The organism is Pseudomonas sp. R37(2017) (assembly GCF_002113375.1).
Taxonomy (GTDB): domain Bacteria; phylum Pseudomonadota; class Gammaproteobacteria; order Pseudomonadales; family Pseudomonadaceae; genus Aquipseudomonas.
In genome coordinates this window covers 190,550-211,689 of record NZ_NEHO01000005.1, presented here as the reverse complement: position 1 = coordinate 211,689, position 21,140 = coordinate 190,550, and the positions used below count along the sequence as shown (strand labels likewise).

Below are 21,140 nucleotides of genomic sequence, written 5' to 3'. Positions count from 1 at the left end.
GCACTGCCTGCTCGTGTTCCGGACGAGTTCGCTACAGGTAGACTAGGGGGCGATCTCAATCCCGGCAAGCCGCGACACCGGCATTGTCCCGCCCGTCTGCCGCTTTCGAAAAATACACCGCGCAATTGAACGCGACAATTGTTCATCGTGATCGAAGAGTTCGGCTACGACGGCGGGGCAAAACGCGTTTCAAGTGTTGTGGAAGCTACCTACAACTGCTGCAAATGCCCATAAAGCTTGGCGTACAAACCACCATCGGCAATCAGCTGCTGGTGGTCGCCATCCTCGGCGATTTGCCCGCCGTCGAACACCAGCACCCGGTCAGCCTGTTTCACGGCCGACAGTCGGTGGGCGATGATCAGCGTGGTGCGGTTGCTCAGGAACCGCGCCAGGGCCTGGTGCAGGTTGTATTCGGTGGCGGCATCCAGTGCCGAGGTGGCTTCGTCGAGAATCACCACTTTCGGTTCGGCCAGCACCATCCGCGCGATGGCCAGGCGTTGACGCTGACCGCCGGACAAACGCACGCCGGAGCGCCCGACAATGCTGTCCAGGCCACTGGGCAAATCCCGGACGGTGCCATGCAATTGGGCGATTTCCAGTGCCTTCCAGCAAGCCTCGTCACTGCGCTCACGGCCCATGGTCAGGTTGGCCCGAATGGTGTCGTTGAACAGCGCCGGGTGTTGCAGGACCACGGCAACATTTTCCCGCAGGGTTTCCAGGCCAATCTCTTGCTGGGTCGAACCGCCAAAGCGAATGGTCCCGGCCAACGGTGTGTACAAGCCCAGCAGCAGTTGCACCAGCGTGCTTTTGCCACCGCCACTGGCGCCGACGATCGCGACCTTTTCGCCGGGGGCGATGGACAGGTTCATCTGGTTCAGGACCAGTTCATCGCCGTAACCGAAGCTCAACCCTTGCACTTCCAGCCCGACCGTCTCGCGACCGATGAACGGGTCGGCTCCACCCGGGTATTCGGGTTCATCGGCCCGGGACAGCAGCTCGTTGATCCGCGACAGCGCACCGCCGGCAGCGTAGTAGGCATATTGCAGGTTCAGCAGCTGTTCGACCGGACCGATCATGAACCACAGGTAGCTGAACACCGCGAGCATCTGGCCGATGGACAGGTCGGAAAACAACACCGTAAGCATGGCCGCGGCCCGGAAAATATCGATGCCGAACTGGAACAGCAAGCCGCTGGCCCGGTTCGACGCATCGGTTTTCCATTGCGAACTCACTGCATAGTCACGCACGTCTCGGGCGCGTTGCCCCAAGCGACCGAGGAAAAAACCCTGGCGGTTGCCGGCGCGAACTTCCTGGATGGCATCCAGGGTTTCGGTCAGCGCCTGGGTGAAGCGCGAAGTGCTGTCGTTTTCGAGTTTCTTCAGATGCTTGACCCGCTTGCCCAACTGCACCGTGGCGTAGATCACCAGCGGGTTGAACAGCAGAATCAGCAAGGCCAGTTTCCAGTGCATCCACATCAGGATGCCCGCCGTGCCGACCAGGGTCAGCATGGCCACGAGGAAACGGCTGAGGGTTTCACCGACGAATTTGTCCAGTGTGTCCAGGTCGGTGACCAGATGTGTGGTCACGGTGCCGCTGCCAAGGCTTTCGTATTCACCCAGCGAGATACGCTTGAGCCGTTGGATCAGGCGCATGCGAATGCGGTAGACGATGTCCTTGGCCAGCCCGGCGAACAATTTCGCCTGCACTACGTTGAACATCAACGCTGTACACCGCAGGGTCAAGGTCACCAACAACATCAGGCCGATATAGCCCGCGGCTTTCTGCCAACCTTCGGGCAGCACGTGATTCATGAACTTCAACGCGGCATCACCGTGTCCCAGCAGCACCTCGTCAACCAGCAATGGCAGGAGCAAGGGAATCGGCACGCTGCACAAGGTCGCCAGTACGGCCACGCCGTTGGCGATCCACAGGGAGTGCTTGTGATGCAGTGCCAGGCGACGTATTTCCGCCCAGCTCAGATGGTCGACCTGTTTGGCGGCAGCGACGTCATCGGGCAGGTCATGCACAGGCGGCACGCTCCAGCCAGCGGCCGAGCAGCGGGGACAACTGGCTCAAAGGCTGATAGCCATTGGTCAACAGCGCCACTTGGCCGTTACGCTCGGCCAGCAGGGTGGGGAAACCGGCGATGCCCAGGTCCTGGACCCAGGTGAAGTCGGCAGATGTCGCGGCGTGCGTATCGGCACGGTCGAACGCGGCGGCGAACTCGATTCGCGGAAGACCGGCCTGCTCTGCCAGCTCCACCAGGACACTGGCGCGCGTGACATCGCGACCTTCAGTGTAAAAGGCACGCTGAATCAGCCCGAGCAGTTTCCAGGCACAATCCGGCGCCAGTCCGCGCGCCGTCACCAGCGCCCGGCAGGCAGGCTCGGTGTCGTAGACAAAGCCGTCGGGTAGCGCGCCTTCAAGCTTGAAGGGTTGGCCCGTGGCTTCGGTAACCGCCTGCCAGTGCTCAAGGATGTAGCGCCGGGTACTCGGTTCCAGCGCGGCACCGCTGCCGGTGCGCAGGCCACCCACGATCAAGTGCACGTCCACACCTGCGGCGTGTGCCTGCTCGACCAGTGCATTGGCCACCGGGGCAAACCCCCAGCACCAGGAACACATCGGGTCCATCACATAGAGCAGGCGCGCAGACATGGTTCAGGCCTCAGTGGATGCTTGCTTATAGTTGTAGCCGATCGGATGAGGCTGGTTGCGAGCCTTGGCCAGTTCGATCTGCTTCTGCCGGTCGATGGCACTGCGACGGGTCTTCTCGCTCAGCTTATCCCAGCAATGCGGGCAACTGATGCCGGCCACATAATGCTCGGACGCACGGTCTTCCACACTGACCGGCGTGCGGCAGGCATGACATTGGTCGTAGTCGCCCTCGCTCAGGTCATGGCGAACCGTCACGCGGTTATCGAACACGAAGCAATCGCCCTGCCATTTGGTTTCTTCCTGCGGCACCTCTTCGAGGTACTTCAGGATGCCGCCCTTGAGGTGGTAAACCTCATCAAAACCCTCGCTGAGCATGTAGCTCGACGCCTTCTCGCAACGAATGCCGCCGGTACAGAACATCGCGACCTTCTTGTGCACGGCCGGATCGAAGTTGGCTTTGATGTAGTCGGGAAATTCGCGAAAACTGGTGGTTTTCGGGTCGATGGCGCCTTCGAAGGTACCGATCGAGACTTCGTAATCGTTACGGGTGTCGATCAACAGTACTTCCGGATCGCTGATCAGCGCGTTCCAGTCTTGCGGATCGACATAGGTGCCGACCTTTTTGTTCGGGTCCACACCTTCAACGCCCAACGTGACGATTTCTTTCTTGAGCTTGACCTTGGTGCGGTAGAACGGCTGCTCGTCGCAGTACGACTCTTTGTGGTCGATGTCGACCATGCGCGGGTCGTTCCTGAGCCAGCCCAGCAGGCCGTCGATGCCTTCGCGGCTACCGGACACGGTGCCGTTGATGCCTTCTTCGGCAATCAGCAGGGTGCCCTTGATGCCGTTGTCGACCATCGCTTGCAGCAATGGCTCGCGCAGGGCGACGTAATCTTCCAGGGTGACGAACTTATACAGTGCCGCCACGACAATCTGTTGTGTCATGGGTGAATCTCCAGGTGGCTACCCTCGTAAGGGGTGAACCGGATGCGAAAAAAAACGCGCCGGGTCAGCGGCGCGTCGGGCATTCTAACAAAAAATGCAGCTTCAAGCGGCAAGCTTCAAGCCGCAAGTTTGGAGCGGAGGCGCGTTGAACTTGCAGCTTGCAGCTTATAGCTGTCTTTGCTGCTTCTCTCCACCGGCGCAGGTCGGCGAGGCCGGAGCTGCGTCGATCTGTGCCCATTCCTCTGGCGTGTAGGTATGCAACGCCAACGCATGGAACTCGCCCATCAGCTCGCCGAGCGTGCCGTAGACCTTCTGGTGACGCTTGACCCGACTCAGGCCATCGAACTGCGCGCTGACCACCACGGCCTTGAAGTGCGTCTGCAAACCGCGGCTGTGCATGTGGCTCTCATCCAGCACTTGCAGATGCTCGGGCTGAAGCAGGGCCAGCGTCGATTCGATGCGTTGTTGCATGGTCATACCGAACTCCGCTCAAGGCTTTTTCTTGGCCGGCGCAGCTGCGTCTTTCGGCGTCAGCTCGGCGGTCATGTCAGCCAGCAGTTTGTTGACTACCGGCACTGCGCTTTCCAGCTTGGCCTGGGTCATCTGGGCCGATTGCTGGGTCAGCTGGGGCATTTTTTCCATGACTTTCTTGCCCAGTGGCGACTGGTAGAACGCTACCAGGTCCTTGAGCTCGGACTCGGTGAAGTTGCTGGTGTAGAGCTTGACCATGTCCGGTTTCAGCTTGTTCCAGCCAATGGCCTGGTCCAGAGCGGCGTTGGCCTTGGCCTGGTAGGTTTCCAGCACGGCTTTTTTCGACTCAGGGGCTTTGGTCTGCTCAAACCGCTGGGCAAACATCTGCTGTACTTGCATGTACACCGGGGTGCCCAGCTTGTCAGCGTGCGCCATGGTCAGGAAAGCCTCGGCACTGGCGTTATGGCTGGCGGTGTCGGCAAGAACCTGGCCGCTGGCGCAGACCAAAGCAACGGCGGTACAGATGGCACGAAGACGAATCATCGAGTTTCCTATTCTAGCTGGCGAGGTAAGACCCCAAGGGCGTCCATTCTGCGCCTAAAAAAGTGTGTCGCTCAACCCCAAGCCTTGTCGCACCTGATTTAGAGGGCTTCAATGGTTGAAATCGAGACAAATGGAACCCCGGCCGTCGACCACGGCCTAAACTGCGCAATCGGACCTACAGGAGTGAGCAAGATGAGCCGTATCGAAACCGACAGCCTCGGCCAGGTTGAAGTCCCGGATGAAGCCTATTGGGGCGCTCAGACTCAACGCTCGCTGATCAACTTCGCCATCGGCGACGAACGCATGCCGCTGGCGGTGTTGCATGCCCTGGCGCTGATCAAGAAAGCCGCGGCGCGGGTCAATGATCGCAACGGCGACGTGCCCGCCGATATCGCCCGCCTGATCGAGCAGGCGGCCGACGAAGTGCTCGCCGGTGACCACGACGACCAGTTTCCGCTGGTGGTCTGGCAAACCGGCAGCGGCACCCAGAGCAACATGAACGTCAACGAAGTGATCGCCGGTCGCGCCAACGAACTGGCGGGCAACCCCCGGGGCGGCAAGTCCCCGGTGCACCCCAACGATCACGTCAATCGCTCCCAGAGTTCCAACGACTGCTTTCCCACTGCCATGCACATCGCGGCCGTCCAGGCCGTGCAACAGCATTTGCTGCCGGCGATCAGCGAACTGTCCGGCGGACTGGCCGAGCTGGCCGCGCGTCATATGAAACTGGTCAAGACCGGTCGCACCCACATGATGGATGCGACACCGATCAGCTTCGGTCAGGAAATCTCGGCCTTCATCGCGCAACTCGATTACGCCGAACGGGCGATCCGCAGCGCACTGCCCGCGGTCTGCGAGCTGGCCCAGGGCGGTACAGCGGTAGGCACCGGACTGAATTCACCCCATGGTTTCGGTGAGGCCATCGCCGCCGAATTGGCCGCCCTCTCCGGTTTGCCCTTTATCACCGCGCCGAACAAATTCGCCGCTCTGGCCGGCCATGAGCCGTTGACCACACTGTCCGGCGCACTGAAAACCCTCGCCGTGACGCTGATGAAAATCGCCAACGACCTGCGTCTGCTTGGTTCCGGTCCGCGCGCCGGTTTCGCCGAGGTCAAGCTGCCGGCCAATGAACCGGGCAGCTCGATCATGCCGGGCAAGGTCAACCCGACCCAGTGCGAAGCGCTGTCGATGCTGGCCTGCCAGGTGTTGGGCAATGACGTCGCCATCGGCTTTGCGGCCAGTCAGGGCCACTTGCAGTTGAACGTGTTCAAACCGGTGATCATCCATAACCTGCTGCAGTCGATTCGTTTGCTCAGTGATGGCTGCAGCAACTTCCAGCAGCACTGCGTGGCCGGCCTGGAGCCGGATGCGGAAAAAATGGCTGAACACCTGGAACGAGGCCTGATGCTGGTGACGGCGCTCAATCCGCACATTGGCTACGACAAATCGGCGGAGATCGCCAAGAAGGCCTACAGCGAAAGACTGACCCTGCGCGAGGCGGCCTTGCAGCTCGGGTATCTGACCGACGAAGAGTTCGATGCGTGGGTGAGGCCGGAGAATATGCTGGAGGCTGGGGCCAAGGGCTGAATTTTGCGGTGATTGAAAGTCCGTCTTCGCGAGCAGGCTCGCTCCCACACGGGATCTCTGTGGGAGCGAGCCTGCTCGCGAAGGGCGCGATGAATAGGTTCAGCCAACGACCATTTTGGCTTTTCTGGCCTTCAATCCGGCAATCAACGAAGGCCCCAAAGCCACCAGCGCCGACCCCAGCACCACCAGTACCGCACCACCATAACCCAGACCATTGATCGTCTCGGCATGCACATAGTCGGGCCACAGCCATGCCGCCACGGCTACAGCCGCAAAGGTCACCAGCGGCGTGATGGCCAGCGTCGCGCTGACCCGGGAGGCTTCCCAATGGGCCAGGGCCTCGGCAAACGCGCCATAGGCAACCAGGGTATTGAGGCAGCACGCCAGCAGCAACCAGCCCTGCAACGGGTTCAACTGCAACGCTTCAAGCGGATGCACCCACGGCGTCAACAGCAACCCGCAAAACAGGTAGATCACCATCATCACCTGCAGCGAATTCCACACCGACAGCAATTGCTTCTGCCCCAGGGCATAGAAGGTCCAGACCGTGGACGCCAGCAGAACAAGCAGCACGCCGGCGGTGTAGTCGGTCAGTGATGTGAGCAACTCACTCAAGCGCTGGTTGAAAAACAGTGCGAAGCCGATGAGCAGCACCAGCAAACCAATCCCCTGCCCCAGGCTGAAACGTTCCTTGAACACAAACAGGCTGGCGATCAGCAGCATGATCGGCCCCATCTGCACCACCAGTTGCGCCGTGCCGGCGCTGAGCAGGTTCAGGCCCATCAAGTACAACACGTAGTTACCGACAAGGCCGAGCACCGCCATCAGCACCAGCCAGCCACCGCGCGGACCGAGCACTTTGCGGCTGGGCAGGCGCCTGGTGGCTGCCAGGTAAATGAACAGACAGCCACCGGACACCATCAGGCGAAACCAGGTGACCGTCACCGGGTCCATCACCAGCAATACCTGCTTGAGCTTGATCGGCAGGATTCCCCACAACAATGCGGTCAGCAAGGCCAGGAACAGACCGTAAACCCAGCGACCCGATGAAATATGCATGTGAACCCCAACGCCAACAGACAGGAGCCGTCATTCTAAGCCGGGAGCGGTGGTGCACACAGGCACAGTCATGGGCTGGCCGCGAATGAAACTGTGCAGGTCGTAATTTTCAGGTGATGTTTTTTGACCGTGGCGCGCCCATCGCGAGCAGGCTCGCTCCCACATGGGATCTGTGTCGCACAACAGATCCTTGTGGGAGCGAGCCTGCTCGCGAAAGCTATCTGACTGACAACGAGACTAATCGAGACTCAACGCACCGCTTCAAACAGTCCGGTTGCCCCCATCCCGCCCCCCACGCACATGGTGACAATGCCGTAACGCAGATTGCGTCGCTGCAATTCACGAACGAGATGCCCGACCTGGCGCGAGCCGGTCATGCCGAACGGATGACCGATGGAAATCGAGCCACCATTGACGTTGTACCGGGCATTGTCGATTTCCAGGCGGTTGCGGCTGTACAGGCACTGCGAGGCGAACGCCTCGTTCAGTTCCCAAAGGTCTATGTCATCAATGCGCAAGCCTTTGGCCTTGAGCAGTTTCGGTACCGAAAACACCGGCCCGATCCCCATCTCGTCCGGCGCGCAACCGGCTACGGTAAAACCGCGGAAGAACGCTTTCGGCTTGAGCCCCAGTTCCAGCGCTTTTTCCAGGCTCATCACCAGGGTCATGGACGCGCCGTCAGACAGCTGCGACGAGTTGCCGGCCGTGACCGAGCCATCTTCGGCGAACACCGGCTTCAACCCGGCCAGGCTTTCCAGGGTGGTGTCCGGACGGTTGCAGTCATCGCGGTCGACGATGCCGTCGAGAATCCGTACCTGACCGGTCGCCTTGTCTTCAACGCGGTACTTCACCGTCATCGGCACGATTTCATCAGCGAACAGTCCGGCGGCCTGAGCCTCTGCGGTACGCTGCTGGCTTTGCAGCGCATACAGGTCCTGTTCTTCGCGGCTGACCTGGTAACGACGGGCGACGACCTCGGCGGTCTGGCCCATCGGGAAGTAGATGCCCGGCACCTGCTCCTTGAGCAGTGGGTTGATCAGGTTGTCGGTGTTGACGCTTTTCATGGTCAGGCTGATGGACTCGACACCGCCGGCGACGATGATATCGCTGCAACCCGAAGCGATCTGGTTGGCGGCGATAGCGATCGCCTGCAAGCCCGAGGAACAGAACCGGTTGAGGGTCATGCCGGCCGTACCGATGCCCAGGCGCGACAACACCGCGACGTTACGACCGATATTGAAACCCTGGGCGCCTTCGTTGGAACCGGCGCCAACGATGCAATCCTCGACGCTCGCCGGATCGATACCGGTGCGCGCCAGCAGAGCATCGACACAGTGTGCCGCCATGTCGTCCGGGCGGGTCATGTTGAATTTGCCGCGAAAGGACTTGGCCAGGCCGGTCCGCACGCTGTCGACGATCACCACTTCACGCATGGCATACCTCATTGTCGTTATCGGTTGAGAGTGGACCGAGCATAAGTCCAGCGCTTCACCGACTGCGACAATCATTCACCTCGCGTATGCGTAACCATCGTTTCAGTCCTTTTACTTGTTCTTCTTGCTCTCCTGCCGGTCGGACTTTTCAAAGGCTTCTTCCAGTGCCCGGTTGATGGTGCGCAACACTTTGACCCGTGCCCAACGCTTGTCGTTGGCCTCCACCAGGGTCCATGGCGCGATCTCGGTGCTGGTACGGTCGACCATGTCGCCGACCGCCGTGCGATAGTCATCCCATTTTTCACGGTTGCGCCAGTCGTCATCGGTGATCTTGAAGCGCTTGAAGGGGATCTTTTCGCGCGCCTCAAAGCGCTCCAGTTGCGTCTGTTTGTCGATAGACAGCCAGAACTTGACCACGATCACCCGGGCATCGGTCAACTGTTCCTCGAAATCGTTGATCTCGCCGTACGCGCGCAGCCAATCTGCCGGGCTGCAAAAACCTTCGATGCGCTCCACCAACACCCGGCCATACCACGAGCGGTCGAACACAGTGAACTTGCCGCGGGCCGGCAGATGCCGCCAGAAACGCCACAGATACGGTTGCGCCCGTTCTTCCTCGGTGGGCGCGGCAATCGGCACGATGCTGTACTGGCGTGGATCGAGCGCTGCCGCTACCCGACGGATCGCCCCGCCCTTGCCAGCCGCGTCATTACCCTCGAACACCGCCACCAGCGCGTGGCGGCGCATGCGCTTGTCACGCATCAACCCGGAAAACCGCGCCTGCTCGGTGATCAGCTGTTCTTCGTAATCTTCTTTGTCCAACTGCAGGGTCAGGTCCAGACTGTCGATCAGGTTCGCTTGATCGACACTGGGGAACACTGGCGCGGCGCTGACCTTCTCCGGATGGATCTTCGGCCGCTTCAATGCACCCTGCAGGCCCGCCAGCAGAATCCGCCCCACGGCCAGATTGCGATAATGCGCATCCGCCCCGGCGATCACATGCCACGGCGCATAGTCGCGGCTGGTGCGGCGCAGCACCCGCTCACCATACTTCACGAACCGGTCGTAGGTTTGCGATTGCTGCCAGTCCAGCGGACTGATGCGCCAACTGTGCAGCGGGTCGTCGGCCAGCGCCTTGAGGCGTGCCTTCATTTGTTTCTTGGACAGGTGAAACCAGAACTTGAAGATCAGCGCACCTTCGTCACAGAGCATCTTTTCCAGGCGCTCGGCACCGTTGATAGCCTGGTCGAGCCGCGGATCCTTGAATTGACCATGAACCCGCCCCTGCAGCATCTGGCTGTACCAGTTGCCGAAGAAAATCCCCATGCGACCCTTGGCCGGCAGCATCCGCCAGTAACGCCAGGCCGGCGGCCGCGCCAGCTCTTCGTCGGTTTGCCGGTCGAACGTGCGAACCTCGATCAGGCGCGGGTCCATCCATTCGTTGAGCACCTTGATCGTCTCACCCTTGCCGGCACCTTCGATGCCGTTGATCAAGATGATCACCGGAAAGCGGCGTTGCTGCTGCAATTCGAATTGCGCTTCGAGCAACGCTTCGCGCAGGGCCGGGACTTCGGCGTCGTAGGTGTCTTTGTCGATGGCGTGATCGATTTCGGCAGATTCAAACATGAGCGGCTCCCTTGCAGATGTGAGCAAGATTAGCGGATTGAACTGAAGGCCCGCAGAGATTTTCCCGAGGGTTGCGGACTCCTGTGGCGAGGGGGCTTGTCGGATCGCCGCACCGTCCCGTTGGGTCGCGAAGCGGCCCTGAAATCAGCTAACCGGGTCTGTCAGGTAAATCCGGCTGGCTGGTTTTACGACTGCTTCGCAGCCGAACGGGACGGTGCGGCGATCCGACAAGCCCCCTCGCCACAAACGATCGGCTAGAATGGCCGCCTTGCCGTTGCCGAGCCTGCCATGAAACCTGTATTGCCCCACGCCCAACTCGACTGGGACGACCAAGGTCGCCCGTATTCGCGAGTGTTCGACGATGTGTATTTCTCCGACAAGTCGGGGCTGGACGAAACCCGCCATGTCTTTATTGAACAGAACCGCCTGGCGGAACGCTTTGCCGCCTTGCCCGAGGGCGGACGGCTGGTCATCGGTGAAACGGGGTTTGGCACCGGGCTGAATTTTCTGTGTGCCTGGCAGGTGTTCGAGCAACACGCGGCGGCTGGAGCGCGTCTGCATTTCGTCAGCGTCGAGAAGTACCCCCTGAGCCCGACCGACTTGCAGCGCGCCCTGGCACTGTGGCCGGAACTCAAGGCGTTTGCCGATCAACTGCTCGATCAATACGTGGCCATCCATCAGGGCTTTCAGCGCCTGACGCTGGATAACGGCCGCGTGACCCTGACGCTGCTGATCGGCGACGCACTGGAGCAACTGCCGCAACTCGATGCCCGGATCGACGCCTGGTTCCTCGACGGTTTCGCTCCGGCGAAAAACCCCGACATGTGGACCGCCGAACTGTTCGCCGAACTGGCTCGCCTGGCTGCTCCCGGTGCATCCATCAGTACCTTCACCAGCACAGGTTGGGTGCGGCGCCTGCTCAACGCCGCCGGTTTCAAGATGAAACGTACCCCCGGCATCGGCCACAAATGGGAAATCCTGCGCGGCGAGTTCCTCGGCTGGCCTCAGGAAACGCCCGCCCCGGCGCCGGACAAACCCTGGTTTGCCCGCCCGACTGCACTGACCGGCGAACGCCGGGCATTGGTCATCGGTGCCGGGCTGGCCGGTTGTGCCAGCGCCGCCAGCCTCGCTGCGCGGGGCTGGCAGGTGACGTTGCTGGAGCGCCACGACGACATCGCCCAGGAAGCCTCGGGCAACCCACAGGGCGTGCTCTACCTGAAGTTGTCCGCCCATGGCACGGCGCTGTCGCAAATGATCGTCAGCGGATTCGGCTACACCCGACGCCTGCTCGAACACTTGCAACGGGGACGCGACTGGGACGATTGCGGTGTGTTGCAGTTGGCTTTCAATGCCAGGGAAGCCGAGCGTCAGGCGCAGTTGGCCGCGGCGTTTCCGGCGGACTTGCTGCACCTGCTGGATCAACCCGGGGCACAGGCCGTGGCCGGTATCGGGTTGGCACACGGAGGCCTGTTCTATCCCGAAGGCGGCTGGGTTCACCCACCGGCGCTGTGTCAGTGGCAGGCTGCGCAGCCACGGATTCGACTGCTCACCCACCACGATGCGCTGGAACTGCGCAGGGTCGAGGGCCAGTGGCAAGCCTGGGACGGCGAACGCTTGCTTGCCGAGGCACCTGTGGCGGTGCTCGCCGGCGCAGCTGAAGTCCAGCGTTTCCCCGAGAGCGCCGAGTTGCCGCTCAAACGCATTCGCGGGCAAATCACCCGACTGGCGCAAACCCCGCATAGCCAGGCCCTGAGCACCGTGGTGTGTGCCGAAGGCTATGTCGCCCCTGCCCGTATGGGCGAACACACGCTGGGGGCCAGTTTCGACTTCAAGAGCGAAGACCTGACGCCGACCACCGCCGAACACCTGGGCAACCTGGCCATGCTCGAAGAGATTTCCCACGATCTGGTGGAGCGTCTGGAGATCGAACATCTGGACCCCGAAAGCCTCCAGGGTCGTGCTGCGTTTCGTTGCACCAGCCCTGACTATTTGCCAATCGTTGGCCCTTTGGCCGACAGCCAGGCGTTCACTCGGGATTATGCCGCGCTGGGCAAGGATGCCCGGCAGGTACCAGACGTCGAATGCCCATGGCTTGACGGTTTGTACATCAACAGCGGCCACGGCTCTCGTGGCCTGATCACCGCGCCATTGTCCGGAGAACTGCTGGCGGCCTGGCTGGACAATGAGCCCCTGCCGCTGCCCAGAAGCGTGGCCGAGGCCTGTCATCCCAATCGATTTGCCTTGCGGCGCCTGATCCGGGGCAAGTAATCGATACAACAGCCGAAGTCGCTCTTCCCGAGGGCGATTCGGCGGTGGTCTGTCGCACATATAACTCATCGATCTAAAACTCCCCTTGCCGAGGAGGGTCACTTTCTGAGTACCCGCCGTTTTGGCGCGGTATCGATCGACCCTCCCCAACGGAAAAACCGGTAAGGAATTTATGTGCGGATTAGCTGGCGAGTTACGTTTTGACCATCAACCTGCAGACCTTGCAGCCATCGAACGAATCACCCATCACCTGGCCCCCCGCGGCCCTGACGCCTGGGGCTTTCACAGCCAGGGGCCGGTTGCCCTGGGCCATCGGCGCCTGAAAATCATGGACCTCTCGGACGGCTCGGCACAGCCGATGATCGACCCGCAGTTGGGCTTGTCCCTGGCTTTCAACGGGGCGATCTACAACTTCCCGGAACTGCGCGCGGAGCTTGAAAGCCTGGGCTACGCCTTTTACTCCGGCGGCGACACCGAAGTGTTGCTCAAGGGCTATCACGCCTGGGGCGAGGCCTTGCTACCGAAACTCAACGGCATGTTTGCCTTTGCCATTTGGGAGCGCGATGCCCAACGCCTGTTCATCGCCCGCGACCGTCTCGGTGTGAAGCCGTTGTACCTGTCGCGCACCGGCCAGCGCCTGCGCTTTGCTTCCGCGCTACCGGCGTTGCTCAAGGGTGGCGACATCGACCCGATCCTCGATCCGGTGGCGCTCAATCATTATCTGAATTTCCACGCCGTGGTCCCGGCACCGCGCACCTTGCTGGCGGGCATTGAAAAGCTGCCGCCGGCCACCTGGATGCGCATCGAAGCCGACGGCCGCACCGAGCGGAAAACCTGGTGGACCCTGCCCTATGGACTACAGGACGATGAGAAAAACCTGACCCTCGAAGACTGGCGCGACTGCGTGCTCGACACTACTCGCAAAGCCGTCGCCATTCGCCAACGGGCGGCCGTGGATGTCGGTGTGCTGCTGTCGGGCGGGGTCGATTCGAGCCTGTTGACAGGCTTGTTGCGCGAAGTCGGCGTGGACAATCTGTCGACCTTTTCCATCGGTTTCCAGGATGCCGGCGGCGAACGCGGTGACGAATTCCAGTACTCCGACCTGATCGCCCGACACTACGGCACCCGGCATCATCAACTGCGCATCGACGAAAAGGAGATCATCGAACAATTGCCCGCCGCGTTCCGCGCCATGAGCGAACCGATGGTCAGCCACGACTGCATTGCCTTCTACCTGCTCTCCCGGGAAGTGGCCAGACATTGCAAGGTGGTGCAAAGCGGCCAGGGCGCCGACGAACTGTTCGCCGGCTACCACTGGTACCCGCAAGTGGACGATGCGAGCGATCCGTATGCCGCGTACCGCGAAGCGTTTTTCGACCGCAGTTACGACGACTATGCCGCCACGGTCCAACCGAAATGGCTGACCGCGACGGACGCCGCTGGCGACTTCGTCAAAGCCCATTTTGCCCAGCCCGGTGCTGAGGCGGCGGTGGACAAGGCCTTGCGCCTGGACAGCACAGTGATGCTGGTGGACGACCCGGTCAAACGCGTCGACAACATGACCATGGCCTGGGGGCTGGAAGCGCGCACGCCGTTTCTCGACTACCGCCTGGTGGAGCTGTCGGCACGGATTCCGGGGCGCTTCAAACTTCCGGACGGCGGCAAACACGTGTTGAAGGAAGCCGCGCGGCAAGTGATTCCCAGTGAAGTGATCGACCGCGAGAAAGGTTACTTCCCGGTGCCGGGCCTCAAGCATTTGCAAGGCGACACACTGGACTGGGTACGCGAGTTGCTGCTCGATCCGAGCCAGGATCGCGGCCTGTTCAACCCGGCGATGCTCGACCGCCTGCTGACCGATCCGCAGGGACAATTGACACCCTTGCATGGCTCGAAGCTGTGGCAACTGGCGGCCCTCAACCTGTGGCTCAGCGAACAAGGAATCTGACCGATGAAATCTCAAGCCACGGCTTTCAGCCAACGCCTGTTGCGTGGCCAGACGCCCTCCTACGAACGCTTGCAGGCACGCCTTGCCGAAGACGGCTGTGCGCTCGGCGCGGCGCCGATTACCGTGCATTGCGGTTGGGGCCGCTTGCTGATCGGTCACACCTTTGCCGATGCCGCGAGCCTGGCCGGAGAGTTGCTCAACGAACAGCCCGGCGAGCGGGACATCGCCCTGTACGTCGCCGCGCCCCAGCAAGTGCTGGGGCTGGAGCCGACGCAGCTGTTCCTCGATCCGTCCGATACTCTGCGGCTGTGGTTCAGCGACTACCGTCAGGCGACCCGGGTTTTTCGTGGTTTTCGCATTCGACGCGCGCAAAGCGATGCCGACTGGCAGGCGATCAATCATCTGTATCAGGCCCGCGACATGCTGCCGATCGATGCCACCTTGCTCACTGCGCATCATCTGGGTGGCCCGGTGTACTGGCTGGCCGAAGACGAAGACAGCGGCGCGGTCATCGGCAGCGTCATGGGTCTCAATCACCGCAAGGCCTTCAACGACCCGGAACACGGCAGCAGTCTGTGGTGTCTGGCGGTCGACCCGTATTGCGCGCGGCCGGGCGTGGGTGAAGTGCTGGTGCGGCATTTGATCGAACACTTCATGAGCCGCGGGCTCGCCTGCCTCGACCTGTCGGTGCTGCACAACAACCGCCAGGCGAAAAACCTTTACGCCAAGCTCGGTTTTCGCAACCTGACGACCTTCGCCATCAAGCGCAAGAACGGCATCAATCAGCCGTTGTTTCTCGGCCCAGGCCCGGAAGCCGCGTTCAACCCCTATGCACGGATCATTGTCGAGGAAGCACATCGGCGTGGCATCGATGTACACGTCGATGACGCCGACGCCGGGATGTTCACTCTCAGCCATGGCGGGCGCCGGGTGCGCTGCCGTGAGTCACTGAGCGACCTGACCAGCGCCATCAGCATGAGCCTTTGCCAGGATAAAAGCCTGACCCACAAAGTGCTCAAGGCTGTCGGATTGAACCTGCCGGCACAGCAACTGGCGGGTAACGCCGACGACAACATGGCATTCCTCGATGAACACCTGCGCGTGGTGGTCAAACCATTGGACGGTGAACAGGGCCAGGGCGTGGCGGTCGACTTGCAGACCATCGAAGAGGTGCAGCAAGCCATCGAAGCCGCCCGCGAATTTGACAGCCACGTGCTGCTGGAAAGCTTTCACCAAGGCCTGGACCTGCGAATCCTGGTGATCGGTTTTGAAGTGGTCGCGGCCGCGATTCGCCGGCCGGCCGAGGTGATCGGCGACGGCCAGCACTCCATCGGCGCCTTGATCGAAGCCCAGAGCCGGCGGCGACAAGCGGCCACGGACGGCGAAAGCAAGATCCCGCTGGACCGGGAAACCTGGCGCACCGTGCAGGCCGCCGGGTACGACTACAGCAGCATCCTGCCGGCCGGCGAACACCTGTTCGTACGACGCACGGCGAACTTGCACACCGGCGGCATTCTCGAGGATGTCACGGCGATCCTGCACCCGACGCTGCAGGAAGCGGCGGTGCGAGCCGCGCGGGCGCTGGACATTCCCGTGGTCGGCCTCGACCTGATGGTGACCGCAGCCGACCAGCCGAACTACGTGTTTATCGAAGCCAATGAACGGGCCGGGCTGGCCAATCATGAACCGCAGCCCACGGCGGAGCGGTTTGTGGATTTGTTGTTTCCGCACAGTCAGCCGGTGGTCTCTTAGTCATGTGTTGTCTAGGCCTGCTCGCGAAGGCGGACTGACAGACACAACCCCCTTCATCGAAACCATCGATGCGCTCAACTCATCAGGAGTTTCCATGACCCGCAAAATCCCCGAACCAGACCTCGCTTACCTGCAAAAAGTGCTGCTGGAAATGCTCGCCATTCCCAGCCCCACCGGGTTCACCGATACCATCGTGCGCTACGTCGCCGAGCGTCTGGAAGAACTCGGCGTTCCCTTCGAAATGACCCGTCGCGGCACCATCCGCGCCACGCTCAAGGGCAGGAAAAACAGCCCCGATCGCGCCGTCAGCGCCCACCTGGACACCATCGGCGCGGCGGTGCGTGCGGTGAAGGACAATGGTCGCCTGGCCCTCGCACCGGTCGGCTGCTGGTCCAGCCGTTTTGCCGAAGGAAGCCGGGTCAGCCTGTTTACCGACAACGGTGTGATCCGCGGCAGCGTCTTGCCGCTGATGGCGTCCGGGCACGCGTTCAACACCGCCGTGGATGAAATGCCGATCAGTTGGGATCACATCGAATTGCGCCTGGACGCCTACTGCGCTACCCGTGCCGACTGCGAATCGCTGGGCATCAGCGTCGGCGATTTCGTCGCTTTCGACCCGCTGCCGGAGTTCACCGAAAGCGGCCATATCAGCGCCCGCCACCTCGACGACAAGGCCGGGGTGGCCGCGCTGCTGGCGGCGCTCAAAGCCGTCGTCGACAGTGCTGAAGAGCTGATGATCGACTGCCATCCGCTGTTCACCATCACCGAGGAAACCGGCAGCGGCGCGGCGGCGGCGTTGCCCTGGGACGTCAGTGAATTCGTCGGCATCGACATCGCACCAGTCGCGCCAGGCCAATTTTCCAGCGAGCATGCGGTGAGCATCGCGATGCAGGATTCCGGCGGGCCGTATGACTATCACCTGTCGCGCCACCTTCTGCGCCTGGCCAGCGACAACGAGTTACCGGCACGCCGCGACCTGTTCCGCTACTACTTCAGCGACGCCCATTCGGCGGTGACCGCCGGCCATGACATTCGCACCGCCCTGCTCGCCTTTGGCTGCGATGCCACCCACGGCTACGAGCGCACCCACATCGACAGCCTCGCCGCCCTGAGCCGCCTGCTGGGCGCATACATCCTCAGCCCGCCGGTGTTTGCCAGCGATGCACAGCCGGCCAAAGGCTCACTGGACCGCTTCAGCCATCAGCTCGAACACGACACACAGATGGAAAGCGACACGCGGGTGCCGTCGGTGGATAGTCTGGTGGGACAGCGGTCGGAGAACTGATCCGGGTTCTTCTTCATCAGGTAAACCGCCTTCGTCGGAACGCCTTCGCGAGCAGGCTCGCTCCCACATTCGACCGCATTCCCATGAAAGAACTCAGTCTACTGTGGGAGCGAGCCTGCTCGCGAAGGCGTCAGACCAGACAACACCAGATCCCGGGCTGGCCGTTCTCGCCCATTCGCCGTAGCATCGCGCCATTGATCCAACCGAGGTGCCTATGCTGATCCCCCACGACCAACTTCAAGTCGACACCCTCACCCGCCTGATCGAGGACTTCGTGACCCGTGACGGCACGGACAATGGTGACGACACGCCGCTGGAAACCCGCGTTCTGCGCGTGCGCCAGGCATTGACCAAAGGACAGGCACTGATTGTCTTCGACCCGGAAAGCGAGCAATGCCAACTGATGCTCAAGCACGATGTGCCCAAGCATCTGTTTGACTGAAGCGCTCAGCGCCCCTTGGTTTTCGCCAGTTTGTTCTGGATCCGTTCGTAGATTTCCGAGCGGTGCACATTGACGTCCTGCGGCGCTTCGACGCCAAAGCGAATGTTGTTTCCCTTGATCGCCAGAACGCGCAGGGAAATGTTGTCACCGATTGAAATGGTTTCGCCCACGATGCGAGTGAGTACGAGCATGAGGAGTGTCCTTCAGGGAATTACTGGCCCCTGAAGATGCCCGGCCCTCGGTATGCCTACAACGCTCTGACAGCAAACCAGACCGGACTGACAGCCATGACGCCACACTCTTACGGAAAGGTCTGACAGGCCAGCCGATTGTAGGGCTGATCTGTCAGGACGCGGAGAATCGTGGCCCGAACAGGATGATACTGGCGCCCGCCACACACAACGCCACGCCGAGCCAATCCGAACCCAGCGGACGAATCCGCTCGACCACGGCCAACCAGCCGATCGAGGCAATGATGTAGATGCCACCGTAAGCGGCGTAGGCGCGGCCGGCATAGGTGGCTTCGATACGGGTCAACAACAGGGCAAACAGGGTCAGGCTGAGGAGCGCCGGCACCACCCACCACATGCTTTTACCCTGGCGCAGCCACATCCAGAACGCGAAGCAACCGGCGATTTCGAACAGCGCGGCGAGGAAAAACCACAGGTAATTGAGCATGCAAGTGTCTCGCGAGGATGGCCGATGGCGGCCACCCTAACCACAGCGTTGCCTGCAGGCAAGATCAGCTTGCGGATTGCCTGGCCTTGGCGCGCATTTTGTCGGCCATGGCGGTCATTTCGTTGTAGAGCAGTTGCGGATTCTTCTGCTTGATCGCCCAGGCCATGCGGCCCTGTTCGTGGGGCAGGATCATGAACTCACCGGCGGCGACCTGCCGGTAGATATAGTCGGCGATATCTGCGGCGCTGATGGGCGAGCTTTCCAGCAACTTGCCGACCTGGGCTTTCATGGCCGGTGTCGGGCCACGGAAGGAGTCCAGCAGGTTGGTCTGGAAGAACGACGGACACACCACATGTACGCCGACTTCCAGATGCGCCAGTTCGATCAGCAGACTTTCCGACAACGCCACCACACCCGCCTTGGCCACGTTGTAGTTGCTCATCGCCGGGCCTTGCATCAACGCGGCCATGGACGCGATGTTGATGATCTTGCCTTTGCTTTTTTCCAGCAATGGCAGGAAAGCCTTGCAGCCCTTGACCACGCCCATCAGGTTGATCGCGATCTGCCAGTCCCAGTCCTCCAGCGACAACTCACTGAAGAACCCGCCAGACGCTACGCCAGCGTTATTGACGATGACATCGATACCGCCGAGTTTGACTTCGCAGGCCTGGGCGAACGCCGTCAGCTGACTGTAATCGCGTACGTCGCAGCGTTGGATAAAACCATCACCACCGGCTTCACGGACCCGTTTGAGGGTTTCCTGCAAGCCGGGCTCGCTGACATCCGACAAGGCCAGTTGCCAGCCTTCACGCGCCCAGCGCAGCGCGATTTCGCGACCCAGGCCAGAGCCTGCACCAGTGATCATCATGCGATTTTGCATAGCAAACAGCCTTGTTGTTCTCGGAAGATGCACCGAGTGTAGCGAAGGAGTTTGCCCGACCCACGCTCCATCAGATTGCTGAATGGCCCGAGCAAACCGAGGGAGCGCCTGAAGTAACCAGGGCCACCACAAAAGAAACAAGGACCCGTGCGCGATGCTTCAAAAAATGCCAGTCAATCAATCTGACTGGCATCGTCGTTTTGATTCATACGTTGGTGAATATTCCGCTGAGGGGCTCGATATTGCCGCCATACGTCACGCTGGTTCCGGCGGCCTTGGCAACAGTTGCCCAGATACGCTGCATGTCGACGAATTTCCTGCCGATCACCGGGTTCCCCGTGTGGTGCTGACGATCGCCTTGCGACGTAATGTTGAAGTACCGTCCTGAACCGTCCCCGCTTTTCAATAATCCGCTCGCGCCCCCCATTAACAGCATCGGCATATCGATCATGTGTTCAGGGGCTCCATCGGCCATTTCGCTGGTGAGTACGACGAGTGTATGTTGGAGCAGATTGTCACTGGGCACGTGCGGGTCCTGGTGCCTGGCCAGTTCATCCATAAACTGTTTGATCTGCTTGACGTACCATTTCCGTGTTCCTCTCCAGGGCTCTTCCCCGGCATAACGATGTGCACAATCATGGGGATTACTGGTGGAACTGACATCAACGATATTGAGCGACTCCGCCGAGCGCCCGATCTGTAGAGTGGCGACCCGGGTTATCCCGCAGCCCAGGGCGGTGGCCACCACTTTGTGATGATCCGCCTGGATGCGGGTGCGATGCGCTGCCGATCGGTAATCCAGGGGCTCGAGCGTCACAGGCTCACAAGCCCCCACCGGCGGCCGTGTTTCCTCCAGGTCTTTGATGACCTGCTCCACCGAGTCGAGGTGGGTATCAAGCTTTTGCCGCTCTCCGGCAGAAAGCTTGACTCTGATTTCCTGGATATCCGCCAGGGATGCCTCCAGCAGCGCACCGGCCCCAGGTTGTCGTGCGCCCCGAGCCTGAGCGGGTGACTTGAACAACGATTCAGCCATCAGCACCGGGTCACGGTAGGGGGTACGAATCGCACTGCCCTGAAACGACACGAACCAGGGCGTTCCATCGATTCCGGCGTGGGGGCCGGCAAACAGGCTTCGGTGGGACGGTTCAGTGCCCGGCAACGCTTGCCCCAGCAACACATCGATAGACGATTGACTCTGTGCGCTATCACGCAATACCCAGTTCCAGCCACTATGCCCTACGTTCCCAGGCCCCAGAATAATCCCGCGCAGGTACAACGACTGGTTGCGATAGGCGGCCAGTTCCGAACTGACTTCATTGAGCGTAAAGGCCGTGGTATCCGTCCCCTGTGCAGTGGGGTGCCACAATCCGCGCCCATCACCAAAACCACCGCCATTGTAGGAATCCACTGCCAATCCATCGGGGACCACCGCGAACACGACCTTCAGCCTCGCTTGCTCGGATTGCCCCGCCAATGCCATGCGCACTAATCCGAACTGGGTCAACGGACCAAAGACACTCGTCGCAGCCAGACCCGCAAGAAAGCGTCGACGACTTTTCAAAATGCCCATG

17 protein-coding genes and 1 pseudogene are annotated in these 21,140 nt (G+C 61.2%); 6 read left to right on the top strand and 12 right to left on the bottom strand.

Annotation, left to right across the window (positions count from 1 at the left end):
* Positions 1–209: 209 nt before the first annotated feature.
* The 5 genes from CAG47_RS11115 to CAG47_RS11095 form a co-directional block, all read right to left on the bottom strand.
* A complete protein-coding gene (locus tag CAG47_RS11115) occupies positions 210–2,027 on the bottom strand; it encodes an ABC transporter ATP-binding protein (RefSeq protein WP_085724908.1) in 1,818 nt (605 codons plus the stop codon).
* Positions 2,020–2,655, bottom strand: coding sequence for a DsbA family protein (locus tag CAG47_RS11110; RefSeq protein WP_085724907.1), 636 nt, complete (start codon positions 2,653–2,655; stop codon positions 2,020–2,022). The genes CAG47_RS11115 and CAG47_RS11110 overlap by 8 nt, the downstream gene beginning before the upstream one ends.
* 3 nt (positions 2,656–2,658) lie before the next feature.
* Positions 2,659–3,600, bottom strand: a complete 942-nt coding sequence (locus CAG47_RS11105) for a rhodanese-related sulfurtransferase (protein ID WP_085724906.1) — start codon at positions 3,598–3,600, stop codon at positions 2,659–2,661.
* A 165-nt stretch (positions 3,601–3,765) separates the two neighbouring features.
* Entirely contained in the window at positions 3,766–4,077 is a 312-nt protein-coding gene (locus CAG47_RS11100) for a BolA family transcriptional regulator (protein ID WP_085724905.1), read from the bottom strand.
* A 12-nt stretch (positions 4,078–4,089) separates the two neighbouring features.
* Positions 4,090–4,614 (bottom strand): DUF2059 domain-containing protein, encoded by a 525-nt coding sequence (locus CAG47_RS11095; protein WP_085724904.1) that lies wholly within the window; start codon positions 4,612–4,614, stop codon positions 4,090–4,092.
* A 192-nt stretch (positions 4,615–4,806) separates the two neighbouring features.
* On the opposite strand from CAG47_RS11095, the gene CAG47_RS11090 reads away from it, so the two are divergent.
* On the top strand, positions 4,807–6,201 hold the full coding sequence (locus tag CAG47_RS11090) for a class II fumarate hydratase (RefSeq protein ID WP_085724903.1): 1,395 nt from the start codon (positions 4,807–4,809) through the stop codon (positions 6,199–6,201).
* A 99-nt stretch (positions 6,202–6,300) separates the two neighbouring features.
* Here CAG47_RS11090 and CAG47_RS11085 read toward each other — a convergent pair whose 3' ends face one another.
* From CAG47_RS11085 to pap, 3 genes are all read right to left on the bottom strand, one after another.
* On the bottom strand, positions 6,301–7,260 hold the full coding sequence (locus CAG47_RS11085) for a DMT family transporter (RefSeq protein WP_085724902.1): 960 nt from the start codon (positions 7,258–7,260) through the stop codon (positions 6,301–6,303).
* A 248-nt stretch (positions 7,261–7,508) separates the two neighbouring features.
* Positions 7,509–8,693: a thiolase family protein gene (locus CAG47_RS11080; protein WP_085724901.1), complete on the bottom strand. Its 1,185-nt coding sequence runs from the start codon at positions 8,691–8,693 to the stop codon at positions 7,509–7,511.
* A gap of 111 nt (positions 8,694–8,804) precedes the next feature.
* Positions 8,805–10,319, bottom strand: coding sequence for a polyphosphate:AMP phosphotransferase (gene pap, locus CAG47_RS11075; RefSeq protein ID WP_085724900.1), 1,515 nt, complete (start codon positions 10,317–10,319; stop codon positions 8,805–8,807).
* Between the two features lie 288 nt (positions 10,320–10,607).
* Here pap and mnmC point away from each other — a divergent pair, with 288 nt between their 5' ends.
* The 5 genes and pseudogenes from mnmC to CAG47_RS11050 all read left to right on the top strand — a co-directional run bounded on the left by mnmC (position 10,608) and on the right by CAG47_RS11050 (position 18,011).
* Positions 10,608–12,587, top strand: coding sequence for a bifunctional tRNA (5-methylaminomethyl-2-thiouridine)(34)-methyltransferase MnmD/FAD-dependent 5-carboxymethylaminomethyl-2-thiouridine(34) oxidoreductase MnmC (gene mnmC, locus CAG47_RS11070; RefSeq protein ID WP_085724899.1), 1,980 nt, complete (start codon positions 10,608–10,610; stop codon positions 12,585–12,587).
* Positions 12,588–12,759: 172 nt separating this feature from the next.
* Positions 12,760–14,532, top strand: a complete 1,773-nt coding sequence (locus tag CAG47_RS11065; protein ID WP_085724898.1) for an N-acetylglutaminylglutamine amidotransferase — start codon at positions 12,760–12,762, stop codon at positions 14,530–14,532.
* Between the two features lie 3 nt (positions 14,533–14,535).
* Positions 14,536–16,284: an N-acetylglutaminylglutamine synthetase gene (gene ngg, locus CAG47_RS11060; RefSeq protein ID WP_085724897.1), complete on the top strand. Its 1,749-nt coding sequence runs from the start codon at positions 14,536–14,538 to the stop codon at positions 16,282–16,284.
* Positions 16,285–16,378: 94 nt separating this feature from the next.
* A pseudogene (locus CAG47_RS11055) lies at positions 16,379–17,576 on the top strand (osmoprotectant NAGGN system M42 family peptidase); the annotation flags it as partial.
* Between the two features lie 207 nt (positions 17,577–17,783).
* Positions 17,784–18,011 carry a YheU family protein gene (locus tag CAG47_RS11050; protein ID WP_056727184.1) on the top strand — a complete coding sequence of 76 codons (228 nt, stop codon included), beginning with the start codon at positions 17,784–17,786 and terminating at the stop codon, positions 18,009–18,011.
* Positions 18,012–18,016: 5 nt separating this feature from the next.
* Here the strand turns inward: CAG47_RS11050 and csrA are convergent, their stop codons facing one another.
* The 4 genes from csrA to CAG47_RS11030 all read right to left on the bottom strand — a co-directional run bounded on the left by csrA (position 18,017) and on the right by CAG47_RS11030 (position 21,139).
* Complete coding sequence (csrA, locus tag CAG47_RS11045; RefSeq protein ID WP_085724895.1) at positions 18,017–18,202, bottom strand: carbon storage regulator CsrA; 186 nt, start codon at positions 18,200–18,202, stop codon at positions 18,017–18,019.
* Between the two features lie 154 nt (positions 18,203–18,356).
* Positions 18,357–18,689: a YnfA family protein gene (locus tag CAG47_RS11040; RefSeq protein WP_085724894.1), complete on the bottom strand. Its 333-nt coding sequence runs from the start codon at positions 18,687–18,689 to the stop codon at positions 18,357–18,359.
* Positions 18,690–18,753: 64 nt separating this feature from the next.
* Entirely contained in the window at positions 18,754–19,569 is an 816-nt protein-coding gene (locus CAG47_RS11035; RefSeq protein ID WP_085724893.1) for an SDR family oxidoreductase, read from the bottom strand.
* A 205-nt stretch (positions 19,570–19,774) separates the two neighbouring features.
* Entirely contained in the window at positions 19,775–21,139 is a 1,365-nt protein-coding gene (locus CAG47_RS11030) for a DUF1552 domain-containing protein (protein ID WP_085724892.1), read from the bottom strand.
* Position 21,140: the final 1 nt, after the last annotated feature.

Bases quoted from the DNA above. Each gene is read 5' to 3' on its own strand.
- CAG47_RS11110 (WP_085724907.1), bottom strand. From the start codon at position 2,655: ATGTCTGCGCGCCTGCTCTATGTGATGGACCCGATGTGTTCCTGGTGC.
- CAG47_RS11105 (WP_085724906.1), bottom strand. From the start codon at position 3,600: ATGACACAACAGATTGTCGTGGCGGCACTGTATAAGTTCGTCACCCTG.
- CAG47_RS11100 (WP_085724905.1), bottom strand. From the start codon at position 4,077: ATGACCATGCAACAACGCATCGAATCGACGCTGGCCCTGCTTCAGCCC.
- CAG47_RS11095 (WP_085724904.1), bottom strand. From the start codon at position 4,614: ATGATTCGTCTTCGTGCCATCTGTACCGCCGTTGCTTTGGTCTGCGCC.
- CAG47_RS11090 (WP_085724903.1), top strand. From the start codon at position 4,807: ATGAGCCGTATCGAAACCGACAGCCTCGGCCAGGTTGAAGTCCCGGAT.
- CAG47_RS11085 (WP_085724902.1), bottom strand. From the start codon at position 7,260: ATGCATATTTCATCGGGTCGCTGGGTTTACGGTCTGTTCCTGGCCTTG.
- CAG47_RS11080 (WP_085724901.1), bottom strand. From the start codon at position 8,693: ATGCGTGAAGTGGTGATCGTCGACAGCGTGCGGACCGGCCTGGCCAAG.
- pap (WP_085724900.1), bottom strand. From the start codon at position 10,319: ATGTTTGAATCTGCCGAAATCGATCACGCCATCGACAAAGACACCTAC.
- mnmC (WP_085724899.1), top strand. From the start codon at position 10,608: ATGAAACCTGTATTGCCCCACGCCCAACTCGACTGGGACGACCAAGGT.
- CAG47_RS11065 (WP_085724898.1), top strand. From the start codon at position 12,760: ATGTGCGGATTAGCTGGCGAGTTACGTTTTGACCATCAACCTGCAGAC.
- ngg (WP_085724897.1), top strand. From the start codon at position 14,536: ATGAAATCTCAAGCCACGGCTTTCAGCCAACGCCTGTTGCGTGGCCAG.
- CAG47_RS11050 (WP_056727184.1), top strand. From the start codon at position 17,784: ATGCTGATCCCCCACGACCAACTTCAAGTCGACACCCTCACCCGCCTG.
- csrA (WP_085724895.1), bottom strand. From the start codon at position 18,202: ATGCTCGTACTCACTCGCATCGTGGGCGAAACCATTTCAATCGGTGAC.
- CAG47_RS11040 (WP_085724894.1), bottom strand. From the start codon at position 18,689: ATGCTCAATTACCTGTGGTTTTTCCTCGCCGCGCTGTTCGAAATCGCC.
- CAG47_RS11035 (WP_085724893.1), bottom strand. From the start codon at position 19,569: ATGCAAAATCGCATGATGATCACTGGTGCAGGCTCTGGCCTGGGTCGC.
- CAG47_RS11030 (WP_085724892.1), bottom strand. From the start codon at position 21,139: ATGGGCATTTTGAAAAGTCGTCGACGCTTTCTTGCGGGTCTGGCTGCG.